The following is a 16633-nucleotide window of genomic DNA, read 5'->3' on the forward strand; positions in this document are numbered from 1 at the left end:
ATGGCGATCCTGCAGGCGGAACGGGTGGGAAAGACCTACGGCGGCGTGAATGCCCTGGAGGAGGTCGACTTCTCGGTTCATGCGGGCGCCGTGAACGTGCTGATCGGCGAAAACGGTGCGGGCAAGTCCACGCTGATGAAGATCCTGGCGGGGGTCGAGCAGCCGACCTCCGGCCGGCTGCTGCTCGACGGGCTCCCGGTCCGGTTCGCCTCGATCGGCGAGGCCGCCGCCTCGGGGGTCGGCATTGTTTTCCAGGAACTCAATCTCTGTCCGAACCTGAGCGTCACCCAGAACATCTTCCTGGGGCGCGAGCTCACCCGCGGGCCGGGCCTGACGGATCACGCCGCCGAGCGGGCCAAGGCGCGCGAGGTGCTCGCGAGGCTGGGTCACGCCATCGATCCGGATGCGCGCGTGTGCGACCTGCGGGTCGGCGAGCAACAGATCGTCGAGATCGCCAAGGCCCTGGTCGAGGACGTCAGGGTGCTGATTCTGGACGAGCCGACCTCGGCGCTGAGCGCGGCCGAGGTCGAGGTGCTCTTCAAGGTCGTCGCCGAGCTCAAGCAGGCTGGCGTGGCCATCATCTACATCTCCCATCGGCTCGAAGAGCTCATGAGGATTGGCGACCACATCACCGTCCTGCGCGATGGCCGCCGCGTCGCCTGCCGGCCCGCGGCCGAAGCCTCGATCGCTTGGATCGTCGAGCAGATGCTCGGCGACAAGGCCGCGAGCCGTCCACGGCGCGCGCGCCAGGCGCAGGGCGAGGTGGTGCTCGAGCTTGAGAACGTGCGGTTGCCGAGGCCGGGGGGCGGCCATCTCCTCGACGGAATCTCGACCCACCTCCGCGCCGGCGAGGTCACGGCCCTCTATGGCCTGCTAGGGTCAGGCCGCACGGAGCTTCTGGAAAGCATCTTCGGCGCCCGGAAAGCGTCGGGATCGATCCGCCTGAACGGCGAGGACATCTCCGGCCTCGACTTGGCCCAGCGCTGCCGCAAGCGTATCCGGTTCGTGCCCGAGGATCGCCAGCGTGACGGCCTGTTCCATAATCTCGGCGTCGGCGGAAACCTCGGCGTCTCCCAGCTTTCAGCGTTCGCCCGCCTGGGGGTCCTGTCGGCGGACCGCGAGCAAGGGGCCGTGGCGGCGATGATGAGCCGCCTAGGCGTCAAGGCCGCTTCGGCGGCGTCGGCGATTGGCTCGCTGTCGGGCGGCAACCAGCAGAAGGTCGTCATCGGGCGCGGGCTGATGGCCCAGCCCTTGGTGATGTTGCTGGACGAGCCGAGCCGAGGCGTGGACATCGGCGCCCGCGCGGACCTCTTCGACACGATGCGCGGGCTTGCCGACCAAGGCATGGCCGTGATCTTCGCCACCTCCGATCTCCTCGAAGCGGGCGCGGTCGCCGATCGGATCCTGGTCATGGCCGCCGGACGACTGACCGCCGACCTCGACCTTGAAGACGCGACCGAGGCCGCGCTGGTCGCGGCTTCCAACCTCGCCCAATCCCCGACGTCCATGGAGCTTGCCGGTTGATGGCGAACCAAACCTCCGCCGCAACCGCGTCCGCGGCCGCCGCGCCCAGCTTGAGCCTGCTGTCCGTCCTGCTGAAGCTGCGGGCCCTGATCGCCCTCGGCGTGGTGCTGGCCTTCTTCTCGGTCATGGCGCCGAACTTCCTGTCGGCGTCGAACTTCCTGATCATGTTCAAGCACGTGGCGATCACCGCGATCCTCGCGATCGGCATGACCTATGTGATCCTGACCGGCGGGATCGATCTCTCGGTGGGGTCAACCGCGGGGTTGGGCGGCATGGTCGCCGGCGCTCTGATCCTCAACGGCCTGACGATCGCCCCGCTTGGCGTGGTCGTCTATCCGAGTGTGCCGGTCGTGATCGCCACGGTGCTGGCGCTGGGCGCGGTCGCGGGTCTGGTCAACGGGGTGCTGGTCGCCCATTTCCGCGTCGCGCCGTTCATCGCCACGCTGGGGATGCTCTATGTGGCGCGCGGCGCGGCCATGTTGCTTTCGGGCGGCGCGACCTTCCCCAACCTCGTCGGCCGGTCGGACCTTGGCAATGAGGGCTTTCCGCTGCTGGGGTCGGCGACCTTCCTTGGCCTTCCGGTCACGGCGCTCCTGATGGTCGCCCTGGCGCTCGTGGCGAGCTTCGTGGCGCGCGACACCCCGTTTGGACGTCGCGTCTACGCCGTCGGCGGCAACGAGCGGGCCGCGCAGCTCTCCGGCGTCCGCGTCGATCGCGTCAAGATCGCCGTCTATGTCATCTCGGGCGCGTGCGCGGCCCTGGTGGGCCTGATCGTGTCGTCCGAGCTGGTTGCGGCCCATCCGGCCAGCGGAGAAACCTTCGAACTCTCGGCGATCGCCGCCGTCGTCCTGGGCGGCGCCTCGCTGTCGGGCGGTCGCGGCGGCGTGGGCGGCGCCCTGATTGGCGCCTGCGTGATCGGGGTCTTGGGCGACGGACTGGTGATGATGGGCGTGAGCGAGTTTTGGCAGATGGTCATCAAAGGGCTTGTGATCATCGCCGCGGTCGTGCTCGACCAACTCCAAGGGCGTTTGACGGCGGCAGGCAAGGCCTGAAGATGGTCGTCGAGGTCGCAACCAACAGGAGTCGGAAAGCCATGGCCAAATCGGCCCGAAAGGGAGCGTCGGCTCCCGCAGCCAGCGCCGCGCCAGGTTCAGCGCGCGAACGCGCGATCGCCGGCGGAGCGGGACTCCTGGGCGAGTCGCGCCGGATGAAGATCCTCGAGTGGCTGCAAGAAGAAGGCAGCGCCCGCGTGCGTGACCTGTCGGAGGCCTTCGCGGTGTCCGAGGCGACGATCCGCCAGGACCTGGAGCGACTTGAATCCGACGGCTTCGTGACGCGCGAACACGGCGGCGCCTTTCTGCGCTCCGTGCCTCAGCAAGTCCGCGACATGGATCTGCAGCACCGGGTGAACATGGACGCCAAGCGCCGTATCGGGCGCCTGGCCGCTTCGCTGGTCGGCGATGGCCAGACGATCATCCTCGACTCGGGTTCGACCACGACGGAGGTCGCGCTGAACCTGCTGGAGCGACAGCACCTCAATGTCGTGACCAACGCCCTCAACATCGCCCTGACCCTGGGCGCGCTACCCGCGTGCACGGTCCATATGCCGGGCGGGCAGTTCAAGGCGCCGACCCTATCGCTCAGCGGCGAGCGTTCGGCGGCGTTCTTCGAAGGCCTCTATGCCGAGAAGTGTTTCCTGGCGACGGCGGCGATCTCGTTCGAAGCCGGCCTGACCTATCCCTCGCTGGCCGATCTCTACGTCAAGCGGGCGATGATCTCGGCCGCCTCCCACGTCTACCTCGTCGCCGACTCCAGCAAGATCGGCCGCAAGTCGTTCTCCTCGCTGGGCGGCGTGGATCTCATTCAAACCCTCATCACCGATAGCGGCATTCACGACGAGGACCGCAAGGCCTTCGAAGCGCGCGGCATCGAAGTGTTGGTCGCCTGAAGCCAAGGACCGCAGTGCCCATGAAACGCAGCCACCTGATCCTTGCTCTCGCCGCGCTCGTCGCGGCGGTCCTGGCGATAACGTGGCTGGCGCCCAAGGGGCGGTCCAACCTGATCGTCGTGATCACGCCCTCGCTGGACAACCCGTTCTTCGGGCAGGAGGCGCTAGGGGCCGAGGCGCGGGCGAAGGCGCTCGGCTACCAGACCCTGACGTTCTCGCACGAAGACGACGCGTTCAAGCAAAGCCAGCTGATCGACACCGCCATCGCCCGCAACGCCGCGGCGATCATCCTCGACAACGCCGGGGCCGACGCCAGCGCGGCGGCCATCGCCAAGGCCAAGGCCGCGGGCGTGCCGGTGTTCCTGATCGATCGCGAGATCAATGTCCGGGGCGTGGCCGCCGCGCAGATCGTGTCGAACAACTTCCAGGGCGCCTCGCTGGGTGGCGAGGCCTTCGTCAAGGCCATGGGGGAGAAGGGGGCCTATGTGGAGCTGGTCGGCAAGGAGTCCGACACCAACGCCGTCATTCGCTCGAAGGGGTTCCACACGATCATCGACCAGTATCCCGAGCTGAAGATGATAAGTCGCCAGACCGCCAACTGGAGTCAGGCCGAAGCCTTCGCCAAGACCCAGTCGATCCTCCAGGCGCACCCGGAAGTGAAGGGCGTCATCGCCGGCAACGACACCATGGCCATGGGCGCGGTCGCGGCCCTCGAGAGCGCCGGGCGCACCGACGTGGTCGTGGTCGGGTTCGACGGATCCAACGACGCCCGCGACTCCATCCTGGCCGGGAAGCTGAAGGCGACGGTGCTGCAGCCGGCCTACCGCCAGGCCCAATACGCCGTCGAGCTGGCCGATCGCTACCTGAAGACCGGAAAGACCGGGGCGCCGGAGAAGCAGTTGATGGACTGCTTCCTGATCACGGCGGCCAACGCTTCCGACCTCGACAATTTCAATCTCGCCCGCCGCTAGTACGGCCGGCCTGGAGTACGCGACCATGAGCAAGATGCGATTTGGAGCGGGCATCTGGCATTTCGCCACCTATGTCGATCGCTACGCCACGGACGGCTATGGCCCTCCCGTCAGCCTGATCGAGGCGATCGACAAGGCCGGACAGGTGCGTGACCTGTCGGTGGTGGATCTCAACTACCCGTTCGTCGATCCGAACCTGTCGCTCGACGCGGTCGAGGTCGCGCTGAAGCGCAATAATCTCAGCGTGATCGGCATTACGCCCGAGATCTACACTCGGACCTTCGCGAAGGGCGCCTTCACCAACCCCGATCCCGGCGTGCGCCGCCGCGCCAACGAGATGTGCAACGACGCGGCCAATGTCGTGCGCCGCTTCGGAGCTGACTACGTCAAGCTCTGGCCGGGGCAGGATGGCTGGGACTATCCGTTCCAGGTCGACCACGGCAAGCTGTGGCGGATGTCGATGGACGGCGTCGGCGAACTCGCCAGCCAGAACCCCGATCTGAAATTCGTCATCGAGTACAAGCCGCGCGAGCCGCGCAACCACATGAGCTTCGACTCGATGGCCCGCACCCTGCTGGGCATCGAGAAGATCGGCCTGCCCAATATCGGCGTCCTGCTGGACTTCGGCCATTCGCTCTATGGCGGCGAGTCGCCCGCCGACGCCGCCCAGCTGGCCATCGATCACGGCCGCCTGTTTGGCATGGACGTCAACGACAACCTGCGCTCATGGGACGACGACATGGTGGCGGGCTCGGTGCATCCGATCGAGCTCTTCGAGTTCTTCTACGTCCTACGAAAGAACAAGTGGGAGGGCGTCTGGCAGCTGGATCAGTTCCCCTTCCGCGAGGACAGCGTGACCGCCGCGAACCTGGCGATCGACTTCCTGAAGGTGATCGACCGGGCGCTCGACAAGTTGGACTTCGACGCCATGCAGGCCGCCCAGGACCGCCAGGACGCTCTCGAAGCGCAACGCCTGGCCAGGGCCGCGCTCTTCTCGTCCTACTGAGCGCGAGGGCCGCGGCCGCCGGCAAGGAAACGCCGCGCGGTCGCGCCGAACGATCATCGACTGGACTTGGACGCGCCCTTGTTCCAACTTCCCCGCCATGTCGGCAGGGAAAACCAGAGCGCCATTGGTCGAAGGACCGATCGTCAGGCGCAAGCTATCGGACCACGTCCTCGATCGCCTCAAGGCCTTGATCACGTCGGGAGACTACGGGCCCGGGCAAACCCTGCCGTCCGAGCGGGAGTTGATGGCCAGCTACGGCGTTGGCCGTCCCGCCATCCGCGAGGCCATGCAGGCGCTGGCCAATGCGGGTCTGATCACCATACGCCATGGCGAGCGGGCGCGGGTGAAGGCGCTCAGCGCCAAGACCGCCGTCGGCCAGCTCGACCTCGTGGCCCAGCTGATGCTCTCGGCCTCGCCGGGCATGCTGGAGAATCTCAAGGACGCGCGCCGGTTCTTCGAGCGGGGAATGGTCCGCGAGGCCGCGTTGAAGGCGGACGCCGCCGACGTCGAGGCCCTTGAACGCCTTCTCGCCGAGCAGACCGCCTGCGCCAAGGATCCCGAGGCATTCTTCGCCGCCGACCTGAAGTTCCATGCCCAGGTCGTGGCGATCTCGCGCAACGCGATCTTCGACGCGGTCGCCGACGCCATGTTCGGATGGCTTGGTCAGCACCAGGTCGAAGCCGGCCTCCTGGCCGCTCGCGGTCGCGCCGTGCTGGAGGAGCATGGCCACATCGTCAGCGCCGTGCGCGCCCGCGACGCCGGGGCCGCCGAGGCCGCGATGCTGCGCTACCTGGATCTGTCGGACGATCTCTATCAACGATCGGCCTAGCCGGGCGCGCGGCCGGCTCAGGCCAGCAGGGCGGGGTCCAAGGCCACGTGGCGGATGGCCCGGCGGTTGAACGTGTAAGTCACGTGGACCTTGCCGTCCCGGGTCTGAATGACGGCCGGATAGGCATAGCCGTCGGGCCGGGGCTCGCGCTCCAGCGTCAGGACCTCTCGCCAGGCGAGGCCGTCGCTGGATATCGCCACGTTGAGCGGATAGCGCGGCCCCTTGCCGGGGGTGTCGGGACGATGGCCGGCGTGGTTGTAGACAATCAACTGCCGACCGTCCGCCAGCGTCACCGCGTCCGTGCCTGAATTGGGATTAGGCAAGTCGATCGCCGCCAGCGGGCTCCAGGTCTTGCCGCCGTCTCTCGACCAGGTCTGGGCGAGCGCTCCTTGGCGCGTGCGCGCGATCGCCTGCAGCGCGCCGTCCGGATGGAAGAGCACGCTCGGCTGGATGGCGTCGATCTTCAGGGGCGAGGCGACGAGCGGGCTTTTCGACCAGTTTCGGCCAGCGTCGGCGCTGCGCTCGAAATAGAGGCTCCAGCCGCCGCCGTCCGCCTGCGAAACGCCTTCCGCCCGCTCGACGCTGGCCGGCGACAGCCAGGTCCCGTCCGCGAGGACCACGGGCTTGTTCTTGATCGGGCCCAACACCCCCTCGGGCAAACGGCGAGGCGAGCTCCACGTCCGTCCGTCGTCGGCCGAGCTCATGACCTTGCCCCACCAGGTCTGGGGACTAGGGCCGATCTTGTAGAACAGGAAGAGATCGCCGCCGGGCGGCTGGAAAAGGACAGGGTTCCAGGTGGGCTGCCGTGGGCCGGACGGTTGGACGCCGTTGGCGACCTCCCGAGGCTCCTGCCAGCGCCCGTCGACGTGACGCGAGAACCAGATTCCGACGTCCGGGTGACGCTCGCGGGTCCCGCCAAACCAGGCCGCCGCCAAGGTCCCGGCCGTAGTCTCCACGATCGTCGAGGCGTGGGCCTGCGGATAGGGGGCGTTCTGGTAGACAAGCTCGGCGAGCAGGATCGGGCTGGCTTCGGCGCGTGTCTCGGCTGCCGCCGGCGGGGCGGCGATCGCGCCAAGACCCGCGACCATCAGCGCCTGGCGACGGGAAACGAAAGGATCGGACATGGCTGGCAATCCCTCGATCGAACTCTTCGGCGCGGATCTTCGGCGGTCTAGGGCTGAACGTCGATGATCACCCGCTTGTAGCGCGTCAGGCGCGGCGCGCCGTGGTCGGTGACGGCCAGGACGATGTGCATGGTGCCCGTCCCGGGCGGGACGACGCGGTTGGTCTTCACGGTCAGCCAGGCCTTGGGCTGGTCGGCGTTGTTGATGTCCAACTTCACGCCCGAGGCTGAACTGGTCATGCCCCGCGTGCCGGCTTCTTCGTAGCAGAACCACTGATAGGACAGCGCGTCGCCGTCCGGATCGGTCGAGCCGACGGCGCTGAGATCGATCCGCTGCCCCGGCTTGGCGACGATATAGGCTGGCATGTCGAGCTTGGGCCGTGGCGGATGATTGGCCTTGTCATAGGGCTTGATGGTCCAGTCCATGCGGGCGGCGAAGTCGTTCTGGAACGCCTCGCGCCAGCGCCAGATGGTGGCCTGGGCGGTCGTATGCCATTCGCTGTCACGGCCGAGCACCTCGTCCTGGACATTGGTCCAGATCGGCCGGGTTTCGGATTCGAGGAACCACTTTTCCTTGCGCGGCGTGTAGAGCTCATAGCGACCGCCCCAACCGCCCCACTCGGGGTGGGTCGGGTCGGACAAGCCGTTGTCGATCAGGTTCAGGAAGGAGGGGGTGTCACCCTCCATCTGGAATTGCCAGTTGGGATAGGCCGCGCCCAGCGGGCCCTTGTTGCGGATGTTGTGGTTCAGCCACTCGTTGCTGACCAGCGAGGCGTCAGCGCCGCCGAACCGGCCGTGGAAGTCGTCGCCGCCGATGCCGATCCAGGTCGACATGTGGTACGAGACGCCGGGGCTTACGATGTAGAACAGCTCGGGGAACTCGCGGCGGATCCAGGGACCGCTGTCGTCCTGGTCCGAGATGGCGTAGACGCGGATCTTGGACACGAACTTGGCCAGGGCCGCCTTCGAGCGCGTCTGCCGCACCTTCCAGAGCGCCTGGCCCAGCACGGTGGGGCCGCCCCACACCGTGACCCAGATCGGCCGGGGATCGTCGCGATCCACCGCGCGGATCAGGAGTTCCGACCCCGGGGAGTCCTTGCCTGGGCCGACATTCTCCTTGCCGTCGACCGTCAGGGCCTGGGCGATGACCTCATGCAGGGCCTTGGCCGACGGGAAGCCCGGTTCGTGCCGTTCGAGGTTGTCGCGCACTTCGCCGTAGGCGTCGACGATGCCCGAGATAAGCTGGGGATTGACCGCGCCCTTCACGCGCGTGGCGACCAGGCCCTCGATGTCGACCTGGTTGGCGTAGGTCATCAGCCGGACCATCGACTGGCGATCATCGGGATCGCCGCCGATATCGGTCAGGACGAAGAGCCGAGGCTTGTCGCGCGGCTTCGCGATCGAGGCCGCCTCAGCGGTTTGCCCAGCGGGCGCGGGCGCCGCATTGGCCAGAGGCGATGCGGCGATCGCCATGAGCGCCAGGGCGGCGCTGAAGCTGAATTTCGCGCTCGATGAGCCAGTCCGTTTCACGCGCGGATCCTTCCCTGCGATCCCCGGCCCTCGGGGCCGGCGGTCAGGACCGTAGCGGTGGTCCTGATCCCATGTCCTCCCGGCGCTTGCGCGCTCACCGCAGTGGTACCGGTGGTCCGAAACGCTCGCAACGTAAATTCGAAACATAACGAAAGAAAAGCGAAGGAATCGAAAGTTCGCCGGTGGCGTGGTATGGAACGGCGCGCTTGAGCGGACGAAGAGGCTGGGAGGCTCCATGCACGACGACACCGACAGATTTGATCGTCGGCATCTGTTGGGCCTTGGGGCCGCCGCCGCCGCCGCCGCGCCCACGCTCGCGACCGCTCGATCCGCGCCGGACGGCGGCGAGGATCTTCCATTGTGGCCGGCCAGTCCGTCTGGCGCGCCGGCCGCCTTGCCCCAGGAGCAAGTCGAGACGCGCCATGTTCAAGGCCAGCCCTTGCGGGTCGCTACGTCGGTTGGATTGCCCTACATGACCCTGTTGCGGCCGAGGCGACCGACAGGGGCGGCGATGTTGATCATCCCCGGTGGCAGTTATCTCAACGAGTGGTTCGACAGCGAGGGCTATGCAGTGGCCCAGAGGTTCGCCGAGGCTGGGATCACCAGTTTCATTCTGCGCTACCGCCTGCCGGCCGGAGGTTGGGCGGATCCCTCGGAGGTCTCGCTGCAAGATGCGCAGCGCGCCATGCGCCTGATCCGCGACGGCGCTGGCCGGTTCGGCATCGATCCGCGGCAGGTCGCGGCGATGGGGTTCTCGGCGGGCGGTCACCTCGCGGCCAGCTTGGCGACGCGCAATGCTCTGGCCTACGCGCCCGTCGACGCCGCTGACGCCGGTGTGACCCGGCCGGACCTCTCGGCGCTGATCTACCCGGTGATCGACATGGCGCCGCCCTATGCCCACGCCCTCTCGACCAAGTCTCTGCTTGGCCAGAACCCGTCACCCGAAGCGATCGCCCGTCATTCGCCGCGTCAGCACATCGACGCCGCCACCCCGCCAACCTTCTTGGTCCACGCGTGGAACGACGACGTCGTGCCGGTGGAAAACAGCCTGGGCTACCTGACGGCGTTGCGCGCGGCCAAGGTTCCGGCGGAGGCGCACGTCTTCGAGGAAGGCGACCACGGTTTCGGGATGCGCAAGGGCCTTCCGGCCGCGGCCTGGCCGGAACTGTTCCTCGCGTGGGCCGCCCGGAAAGGCTATCCGCGCGGCTAGCCTTGCAGGATCCGGATCGAGGCCCGCGCTTTGACAGCCAAGGCGACCTGTTCGTGAGTGGTTCGGGCTCATTTGGCGGCGAGGCGATCGGTGAACCCAGATTCTGTGCGAACCTCTGCTTTCCGGATCTCGGCTTAGGTCCGCTCCTGGCGCTCAGCCGACCGCCCGCACCAGGTCCGAGACCGTTTGAAGAGCTGCCGCGTTCATCATGAGGGGAGGGCAGTTAGAGAATTGCGATCCACGTGATAAGACGCCGCCCCCCTGGACTGCGCGAGCAGGTTGGGGAGGTTGCTAGGTATTAGGAGAAGCCCAATGAGTAGGGTGCTGGTTATCGGTGCGGGCGGCGTGGGTTCGGTCGCTGTCCACAAGATGGCGATGAACGCGGACATTTTCTCGCGCATCACGCTGGCGAGCCGCACGAAGTCGAAATGTGACGCTATCGCGGAGTCCGTGAAGCGGCGCACCGGCGTGACCATCGACACGGCGGCGCTCGACGCCGATGACGTCGCCGCGACCACGGCGCTGATCGAGGCCGTGCGGCCCGCCCTCGTGGTCAACTTGGCTCTGCCCTACCAGGACCTGGCGATCATGGACGCTTGTCTGGCGGCCGGCGTGAATTATCTGGATACCGCCAACTACGAGCCGCGCGACGTGGCCAAGTTCGAATACAGCTGGCAGTGGGCCTATCAGGACCGTTTCAAGGACGCGGGCCTGATGGCGCTGCTCGGCAGCGGCTTCGATCCGGGCGTGACCTCGGTGTTCGCCACCTACACCAAGAAGCACCTGCTGGACCGGATCGACACTCTGGACATCCTGGACTGCAACGGCGGCGACACCGGCCTGCCGTTCGCCACCAACTTCAATCCCGAGATCAATCTGCGCGAAGTGACCGCTCCGTCGCGGCACTGGGAGAACGGTCAGTGGGTCGAAGGGCCGGCGCTGAGCCACAAGCAGGTGTTCGACTTCGACCAGGTGGGGCCGAAGAACATGTACCTCATGTACCATGAGGAGCTGGAATCCCTGGCCAAGTTCTACCCGGAGATCCGGCGCATCCGTTTCTGGATGACCTTCGGCGACTCCTATCTCAAGCACCTGGAAGTGCTGGAGAACATCGGCATGACCCGCATCGAGCCGATGATGTTCCAGGGCCGCGAGATCATCCCGATCGAGTTCCTCAAGGCGCTGCTGCCCGAGCCGTCGTCTTTGGGACCGATCACCAAGGGCAAGACCAATATCGGCACCATCGCCACGGGCGAAAAGGACGGCCAGACCCGGACGGTCTACATCAACAACATCTGCGACCACGAGGAAGCCTACGCCGAGACCAACAACCAGGCGGTCAGCTACACCACGGGCGTGCCGGCCATGATCGGCGCGGCTCTGATGCTGACCGGCCAGTGGAAGGGCGCGGGCGTGTTCAACATGGAACAGCTGGATCCGGACCCGTTCATGGACATGCTGAACCAGCACGGCCTGCCCTGGAAGATCCAGGACCTGGACGCCCCCCTGGCCTTCTGATCGGACCTGACGGATGGAAACCAAGGCGGCCGGCCCCGGCGCATTCGCGCGGTTCGATCTGAATCGCGTGCCTTCACCCTGTTTCGTGGTCGACGAGGTTGCGGTCCGCCGCAACCTGGCCATCCTCAAGGACGTGGGCGACCGCGCCGGCGCCAAGGTGCTGCTGGCGCTGAAGGCGTTCTCGATGTGGTCGCTGGCGGGCGTTGTGGGCGAGTATCTGGACGGGGTCTGCGCCTCGGGCCTGTGGGAGGCGCGGCTGGCCCGCGAGTTCTATAGCGGCCACCTGACCACCTATTCGCCGGCCTATAAGCGCGAGGATCTTCCCGAGATTCTGCGACTGTCGGACTCGGTGATCTTCAACTCGCCCGACCAGGTGGCGCGGTTTTCCGACCTGATCGCGGCGGCGCGAGCGGGTGGCGAGACGTTTGACATCGGCCTGCGCCTGAACCCCGAGCACAGCGAGGCCGAGGTCGCCAAATACGACCCGTGCCAGCGTGGTTCGCGGCTGGGCTTTCCGGTGTCGCAGCTACGACCCGAGCACCTGGACGGCGTCGACGGTCTGCATGTCCATGCCCTGTGCGAGCAAGGCTTCGAGCCCCTGCAGCGGATCTGGGCCTCGCTGGAGCCCCGGCTCGAGGGGATGCTGGGCAAGCTGAAATGGCTGAACCTCGGCGGGGGCCACCACATCACCCGCGCCGACTACAGGGTCGATGACTTGGTCACCCTGCTGGCCCAGATCGCCGAGCGGCATGGGGTCGAGGTCTATCTCGAGCCCGGCGAAGCCATCGCCCTGGACGCGGGCATCCTGGTCGGCGAGATTCTCGACACGTTCAACAACGCCATGCTCGTGGCCATCACGGACATCTCGGCCACCTGCCACATGCCCGATGTCATCGAGGCGCCCTATCGGCCGGCGATGATGGGCGAGCGGCCAGACGGTGTGACGGTCAGGATCGGCGGCCCCTCTTGCCTGGCCGGCGATATCATCGGCGACTACGTCTTCGCCTCGGCCCCAGCGCCCGGAACGCGCATCGCCTTCCTCGATCAAGCCCACTATTCGATGGTCAAGACCAACACCTTCAACGGCGTGCCCTTGCCGGCCATCGCTTTGTGGAACAGCGACACGGATGGGCTGAAGCTGATCCGAACGTTCGAGTACGCCAACTTCCGCGACCGACTTTCTTGACGCTCATCTCGCCGTCTGGGCTGGACCCTGGAGTTTGTCAGACCTGGAGCGGGACGGGCATGAGCGTCGGCGGTACTTCCTAGTGAGCAGCATGCGTCGCTCGGCAAGGAGCTACGGGGTCACGCTCTGACAAGGCCTCGCGAGGGGCTGTTCAGTCGCTAGAGCCAAGAAAGGCCGCCGAGGCCAGGTCCTGAACAATATGGCCCAGGGACTTGTAGGCGGTGATCTGCGGGGGGCGCTCGCGGCCGGCGACCCGTCCAGCCAGCACCTCGCCGATCTCGCCCACGATGTGGTCGTCGTCCACCCGGCCTGCCGCCTTGGCGCGGAGGAACTCCGCGCCTTGGGCCAGGGCGCCGGCGCGGCTGTCGACGACGAAGCGCGATATCGCCACCAATTCGGCGTCGACCTCGGCGGGACCGGCGATGCTGGAGCCGACCAGATTGATGTGGACGCCCGGATCCAGCCAGCGGCCGTACAGGATCGGCTCCGCCGCATTCGTACAGGTGCAGATGATGTCGGCGCCGTCGACCGCGGCCTCGACGCTGCGCGCGGCGGTGATCGCGACGCCGGACTCGGCGGTCATCCGCCGGGCGAAGGCGGTCGCGCGGTCGGGATCACGACCCCAGACGCGGACCTCCCGGATCGGCCGAACCTCGGCGAGCGCGCGGACATGGCCTTCGGCCTGCTCGCCATAGCCCAGGATGGCCAGGCGCGTGGCGTCGGGGCGGGCGAGGGCGTCGGTGGCGACGGCGCTGGCGGCGGCCGTGCGGATGGCGGTGACCGCCCTGGCGTCGACGATGCAGGTCGGCGCGCCGCCGATCGGGTCGAACAGCACGATGACGCCCTGGTGCGATGGTTTGCCGGCCGCGAAGTTCTCGGGCCAGACGCTGACCAGCTTGGCCCCGAACACGCCATCGGCGGCCAGGGCGCCGGGCATGATCCCGAACATGTGGCCGTCCGCTAGCGGGATGACCGAACGCAACAGTTGCCGGGTCCGGCCGGTCGAGAAGGCGATCATCGCCTCGCGCACGAGCGGGATGCAGGCCGCGTAGGTCAGCCGACGGCGGACGGTCTCGGCGTCGATGATCTTCATCGGGCGGGGCTCTGGAACGGCGAGCTGGGCTGGAAGTCCACGCGGGCGTCAGCGCGGCTGAAGGCCAGGCCGGCGCGATAGCTGAGGTCGACGTCCTCGGCCGCGCCGGAGAGGTCGACCTCGGGCGTTAGCTCGTCGGCCGGCGTGTGGACGCGCTTGGCGATGAAGTCGGTGAAGGCCTGGCCCTTGTCCGGCCCGACGCGCGAGATCACCCCGGACAGCACGAAAGCCGGCACGCCCGCCCTCAAAAGCGGCCAGGCGTCCGAGCTCTTGTAGACGAACCGCGCGCCGCCGCCGGGATCCAGCACGCGATGCTGCTCAGCCGCCAAGTCCGCCAGCAGCGGATCGGCGCTGGTCAGGCCCGCGCCGACATAGCCGACCGGATGCCCCCTTCCGTAGAGGGCTATGGTGTCGATGTTGATCGAGCCGACCGTCTGGGCCAGCGGCGCGGCCGGGGCGGCGACATAGGCGCGGCTGCCCAGCAGGCCGTGCTCCTCGGCGGTCGTGGCGATGAAGAGGATGTCGCGCTCCGGCGGCGGACCGGCGCGGAACAGGCGCGCGACCTCCAGGACGCCGGCGACGCCGCTGGCGTTGTCGACGGCGCCGTTGCAGATCGCATCGGGCTCGGCCGGCCGGCAGCGGCCGAAGGCGTCCCAGTGCGCGGTATAGAGCACCGCGCCGGCCCCGGGCTTTGTCCCCGCGATACGGCCGACGACATTGGCGGAGACGAAAGGGTGGACCTGGGTGACGGCCGTCGCGTCGATCCGCGCGGGCAGGAGCGTCGGGCGGAAGTCCGGCCTGGCCGCCGCCGCGTCCAGCACCGCCAGGTCGCCGACCAGCCGCCGCGCGGCGGACTCGCGGATGAAACCCCGAATCTCGAAGGCCTGGTCCTGTGGCAGCTGTAGGGTCGGGAACGTCCGCGCCCTGCGCTTGTCGAAGGCCGCGTCGGGCAGGATGGCCAGCGCGGCGCGGGCGCCGGCGGCCCTTAGGGCGGCGGTGCGGGTCGTGGCGTCGATTGGCCGAGGCGCGGTCTCGACCGGGCTGTCGGCGTCACGGAACAGGACGATGGCGCCGGCGAGATTGATGTCGTTGAGCTGGTCGCCGTAGCCGGCGAAGGCCAGAGGCGCGTCGGTGATCGTCTCGCGCGCGCTCGCACCCAGCAGGATAACCTCGGTGGAGAGGTCCAGAACCTGGCCGCCCATGCGAGCGGTCAGGCGCGCGGTGTTCGGCATGCGGGCGACCAGCGGCACGGGCTGGCGCCAGCCCTTGGCGCCGGCGGGTTTGAGACCGGCGTCAGCGAAGGCCTTCTCGATCCAGGCGAGGGCCTTGGTCTCGCCGGCGGTTCCTGGAAAACGGCCCTCCATCGCGTCGGCGGACAGGGCGGCGATGTCCGCCGCCATGCGCGTCGTTGAGGCTGTCTCGGCCCGGGCGGTCGTGGCCAGGGGCAGGACCAGGACGGCTGCCAGGAGGATGGGCCTCATGCCAGGCCTCGCGTGACGGCCAGGCAGCGGGCGATGTCCTCGCTTGTGTTGAAGAGGGCCGGGGCGATGCGCACCCGGCCGCCGCGCACGGTGACCTCGATCCTGGCGGCGGCGAAGGCGGCGCGGACGGTATCCATGGCCTGGGGGGTCTCGAAGGCGACGATCGGCGCGCGATTGCCCATGGGCGTGATCAGCCTGTGGCCCTGGGCGGCGAGGCCCTTCTGCAGCTCCAGCGCCAGGCCGACGGTATGGGCCTCGATACGCGGGACGCCGAGGCCTTCGAGATAGGCCAGGCCCGCGCCCAACGCATGCGCCTCGCCGAACGCACGGCTGGAATAGTCGAAGCGGCGGGCGGTGGCGTCGATCTGGAAGTCGCCATCGGGCAGTTCGCGGTCGGCGTGGAATTCGCCATAGCGGTCCAGGGCCAGGCGCTGAGAGAGCTCGCGACGGACGTAGAAGGGCGCGACGCCCCAGCCGGCCAGCAGCCACTTGTAGCCACCGGCGCACAGGAAATCGACGTCGGCCGCCTTTACATCGACGGCCACTGTTCCTGTCGCCTGGATGGCGTCGGCATAGACGAGCGCGCCGCGGGCGTGGGCCAGGTCGCAGAGCGGCTTCATCTCGTGGCGGAAGCCGTTGCGGTGCGAGACCCAGGCGACCGAAACCAGTCGCGTGCGGTCATCGATCAAAGGCTCGAAGTCCTTGGCCTCGACCGCGCCGCCGCGATTGCGGGCGATGCGCAGCTGGATGCCTCGGGTCTTCTCCAGGCGGCGATAGAGCACGAACTCGGTATCGTAGTGCAGGTCGTCGATGACGACGTTGTCGCCGGGCTTCAGCTCCAGGCCGTTGGCGACGACGTTCTCGCCTTCGGCGGTGGAGAACAGCAGGCCGACTTCGTCGGGCGACGCGTTGATCAGCCGCGCGAACTGGCCGCGCACCTTTTCGCAGCCCCTCATCAGCTCGCCGACCTCCATGGGCCGCGTGGCCTTGGCCTCGGCGAAGGCGGTCGTCGCGGCGACGACCTGGCGGGGGATCGGGGTGATATAGGCGGCGTTCAGGAAGGTCCGCCCGTTGCCCACGATCGGGAAGTCGGCCCGTACGTCCAAGGGCGAGGCGGGCGTGGGGGGCGGGACCTGAAGGGGAGCGGCCGTCGCCGGACCGGCGGCAAGCATGCCCGCCAGCAGGACCCGACGGCTGGGCTTGGGACCTCGCAT

14 protein-coding genes are annotated in these 16633 nt (G+C 67.9%); 9 read left to right on the forward strand and 5 right to left on the reverse strand.

Features of this window, described 5'->3' with window-relative positions; genetic code table 11:
* From AC1RRV_RS12900 to nanR, 6 genes are all read left to right on the forward strand, one after another.
* Nucleotides 1–1524 (forward strand): sugar ABC transporter ATP-binding protein, encoded by a 1524-nt coding sequence (locus AC1RRV_RS12900; protein WP_492860044.1) that lies wholly within the window; start codon nucleotides 1–3, stop codon nucleotides 1522–1524.
* Nucleotides 1524–2576, forward strand: a complete 1053-nt coding sequence (locus AC1RRV_RS12905) for an ABC transporter permease (RefSeq protein ID WP_492860045.1) — start codon at nucleotides 1524–1526, stop codon at nucleotides 2574–2576. The genes AC1RRV_RS12900 and AC1RRV_RS12905 overlap by 1 nt, the downstream gene beginning before the upstream one ends.
* Before the next feature lie 155 nt (nucleotides 2577–2731).
* Nucleotides 2732–3472 carry a DeoR/GlpR family DNA-binding transcription regulator gene (locus AC1RRV_RS12910; RefSeq protein WP_492860046.1) on the forward strand — a complete coding sequence of 247 codons (741 nt, stop codon included), beginning with the start codon at nucleotides 2732–2734 and terminating at the stop codon, nucleotides 3470–3472.
* 20 nt (nucleotides 3473–3492) lie between these two features.
* Complete coding sequence (locus tag AC1RRV_RS12915; RefSeq protein ID WP_492860048.1) at nucleotides 3493–4443, forward strand: D-ribose ABC transporter substrate-binding protein; 951 nt, start codon at nucleotides 3493–3495, stop codon at nucleotides 4441–4443.
* A 25-nt stretch (nucleotides 4444–4468) separates the two neighbouring features.
* The gene (locus AC1RRV_RS12920) at nucleotides 4469–5449 is read left to right on the forward strand and encodes a sugar phosphate isomerase/epimerase family protein (protein ID WP_492860049.1); all 981 of its coding nucleotides are present in this window, start codon (nucleotides 4469–4471) and stop codon (nucleotides 5447–5449) included.
* 97 nt (nucleotides 5450–5546) lie between these two features.
* Entirely contained in the window at nucleotides 5547–6278 is a 732-nt protein-coding gene (gene nanR, locus AC1RRV_RS12925) for a transcriptional regulator NanR (RefSeq protein WP_492860050.1), read from the forward strand.
* Nucleotides 6279–6295: 17 nt separating this feature from the next.
* Here nanR and AC1RRV_RS12930 read toward each other — a convergent pair whose 3' ends face one another.
* A complete protein-coding gene (locus tag AC1RRV_RS12930) occupies nucleotides 6296–7402 on the reverse strand; it encodes a sialidase family protein (protein ID WP_492860052.1) in 1107 nt (368 codons plus the stop codon).
* A gap of 47 nt (nucleotides 7403–7449) precedes the next feature.
* Nucleotides 7450–8931, reverse strand: a complete 1482-nt coding sequence (locus tag AC1RRV_RS12935; protein ID WP_492860053.1) for a DUF1593 domain-containing protein — start codon at nucleotides 8929–8931, stop codon at nucleotides 7450–7452.
* Nucleotides 8932–9166: 235 nt separating this feature from the next.
* Between AC1RRV_RS12935 and AC1RRV_RS12940 the strand changes: the two genes are divergently transcribed.
* The 3 genes from AC1RRV_RS12940 (at nucleotide 9167) to AC1RRV_RS12950 (ending at nucleotide 12845) form a co-directional block, all read left to right on the forward strand.
* Complete coding sequence (locus tag AC1RRV_RS12940; RefSeq protein WP_492860054.1) at nucleotides 9167–10141, forward strand: alpha/beta hydrolase; 975 nt, start codon at nucleotides 9167–9169, stop codon at nucleotides 10139–10141.
* Between the two features lie 312 nt (nucleotides 10142–10453).
* Nucleotides 10454–11659 carry a saccharopine dehydrogenase family protein gene (locus AC1RRV_RS12945; RefSeq protein WP_492860055.1) on the forward strand — a complete coding sequence of 402 codons (1206 nt, stop codon included), beginning with the start codon at nucleotides 10454–10456 and terminating at the stop codon, nucleotides 11657–11659.
* Nucleotides 11660–11672: 13 nt separating this feature from the next.
* Nucleotides 11673–12845 (forward strand): carboxynorspermidine decarboxylase, encoded by a 1173-nt coding sequence (locus AC1RRV_RS12950; RefSeq protein ID WP_492860056.1) that lies wholly within the window; start codon nucleotides 11673–11675, stop codon nucleotides 12843–12845.
* A gap of 151 nt (nucleotides 12846–12996) precedes the next feature.
* On the opposite strand, the gene AC1RRV_RS12955 is transcribed toward AC1RRV_RS12950, so the two are convergent.
* Genes AC1RRV_RS12955 through AC1RRV_RS12965 form a run of 3 tightly spaced genes read right to left on the reverse strand, consistent with a single transcriptional unit; the run spans nucleotide 12997 to nucleotide 16633 of the window.
* Entirely contained in the window at nucleotides 12997–13938 is a 942-nt protein-coding gene (locus tag AC1RRV_RS12955; protein ID WP_492860057.1) for an ornithine cyclodeaminase family protein, read from the reverse strand.
* Nucleotides 13935–15419, reverse strand: a complete 1485-nt coding sequence (locus AC1RRV_RS12960; protein WP_492860058.1) for a M20/M25/M40 family metallo-hydrolase — start codon at nucleotides 15417–15419, stop codon at nucleotides 13935–13937. The genes AC1RRV_RS12955 and AC1RRV_RS12960 overlap by 4 nt, the downstream gene beginning before the upstream one ends.
* Nucleotides 15416–16633 (reverse strand): aminotransferase class V-fold PLP-dependent enzyme, encoded by a 1218-nt coding sequence (locus AC1RRV_RS12965; protein WP_492860059.1) that lies wholly within the window; start codon nucleotides 16631–16633, stop codon nucleotides 15416–15418. The genes AC1RRV_RS12960 and AC1RRV_RS12965 overlap by 4 nt, the downstream gene beginning before the upstream one ends.

It is taken from the genome of Caulobacter sp. GW821-FHT11E10 (assembly GCF_058808375.1).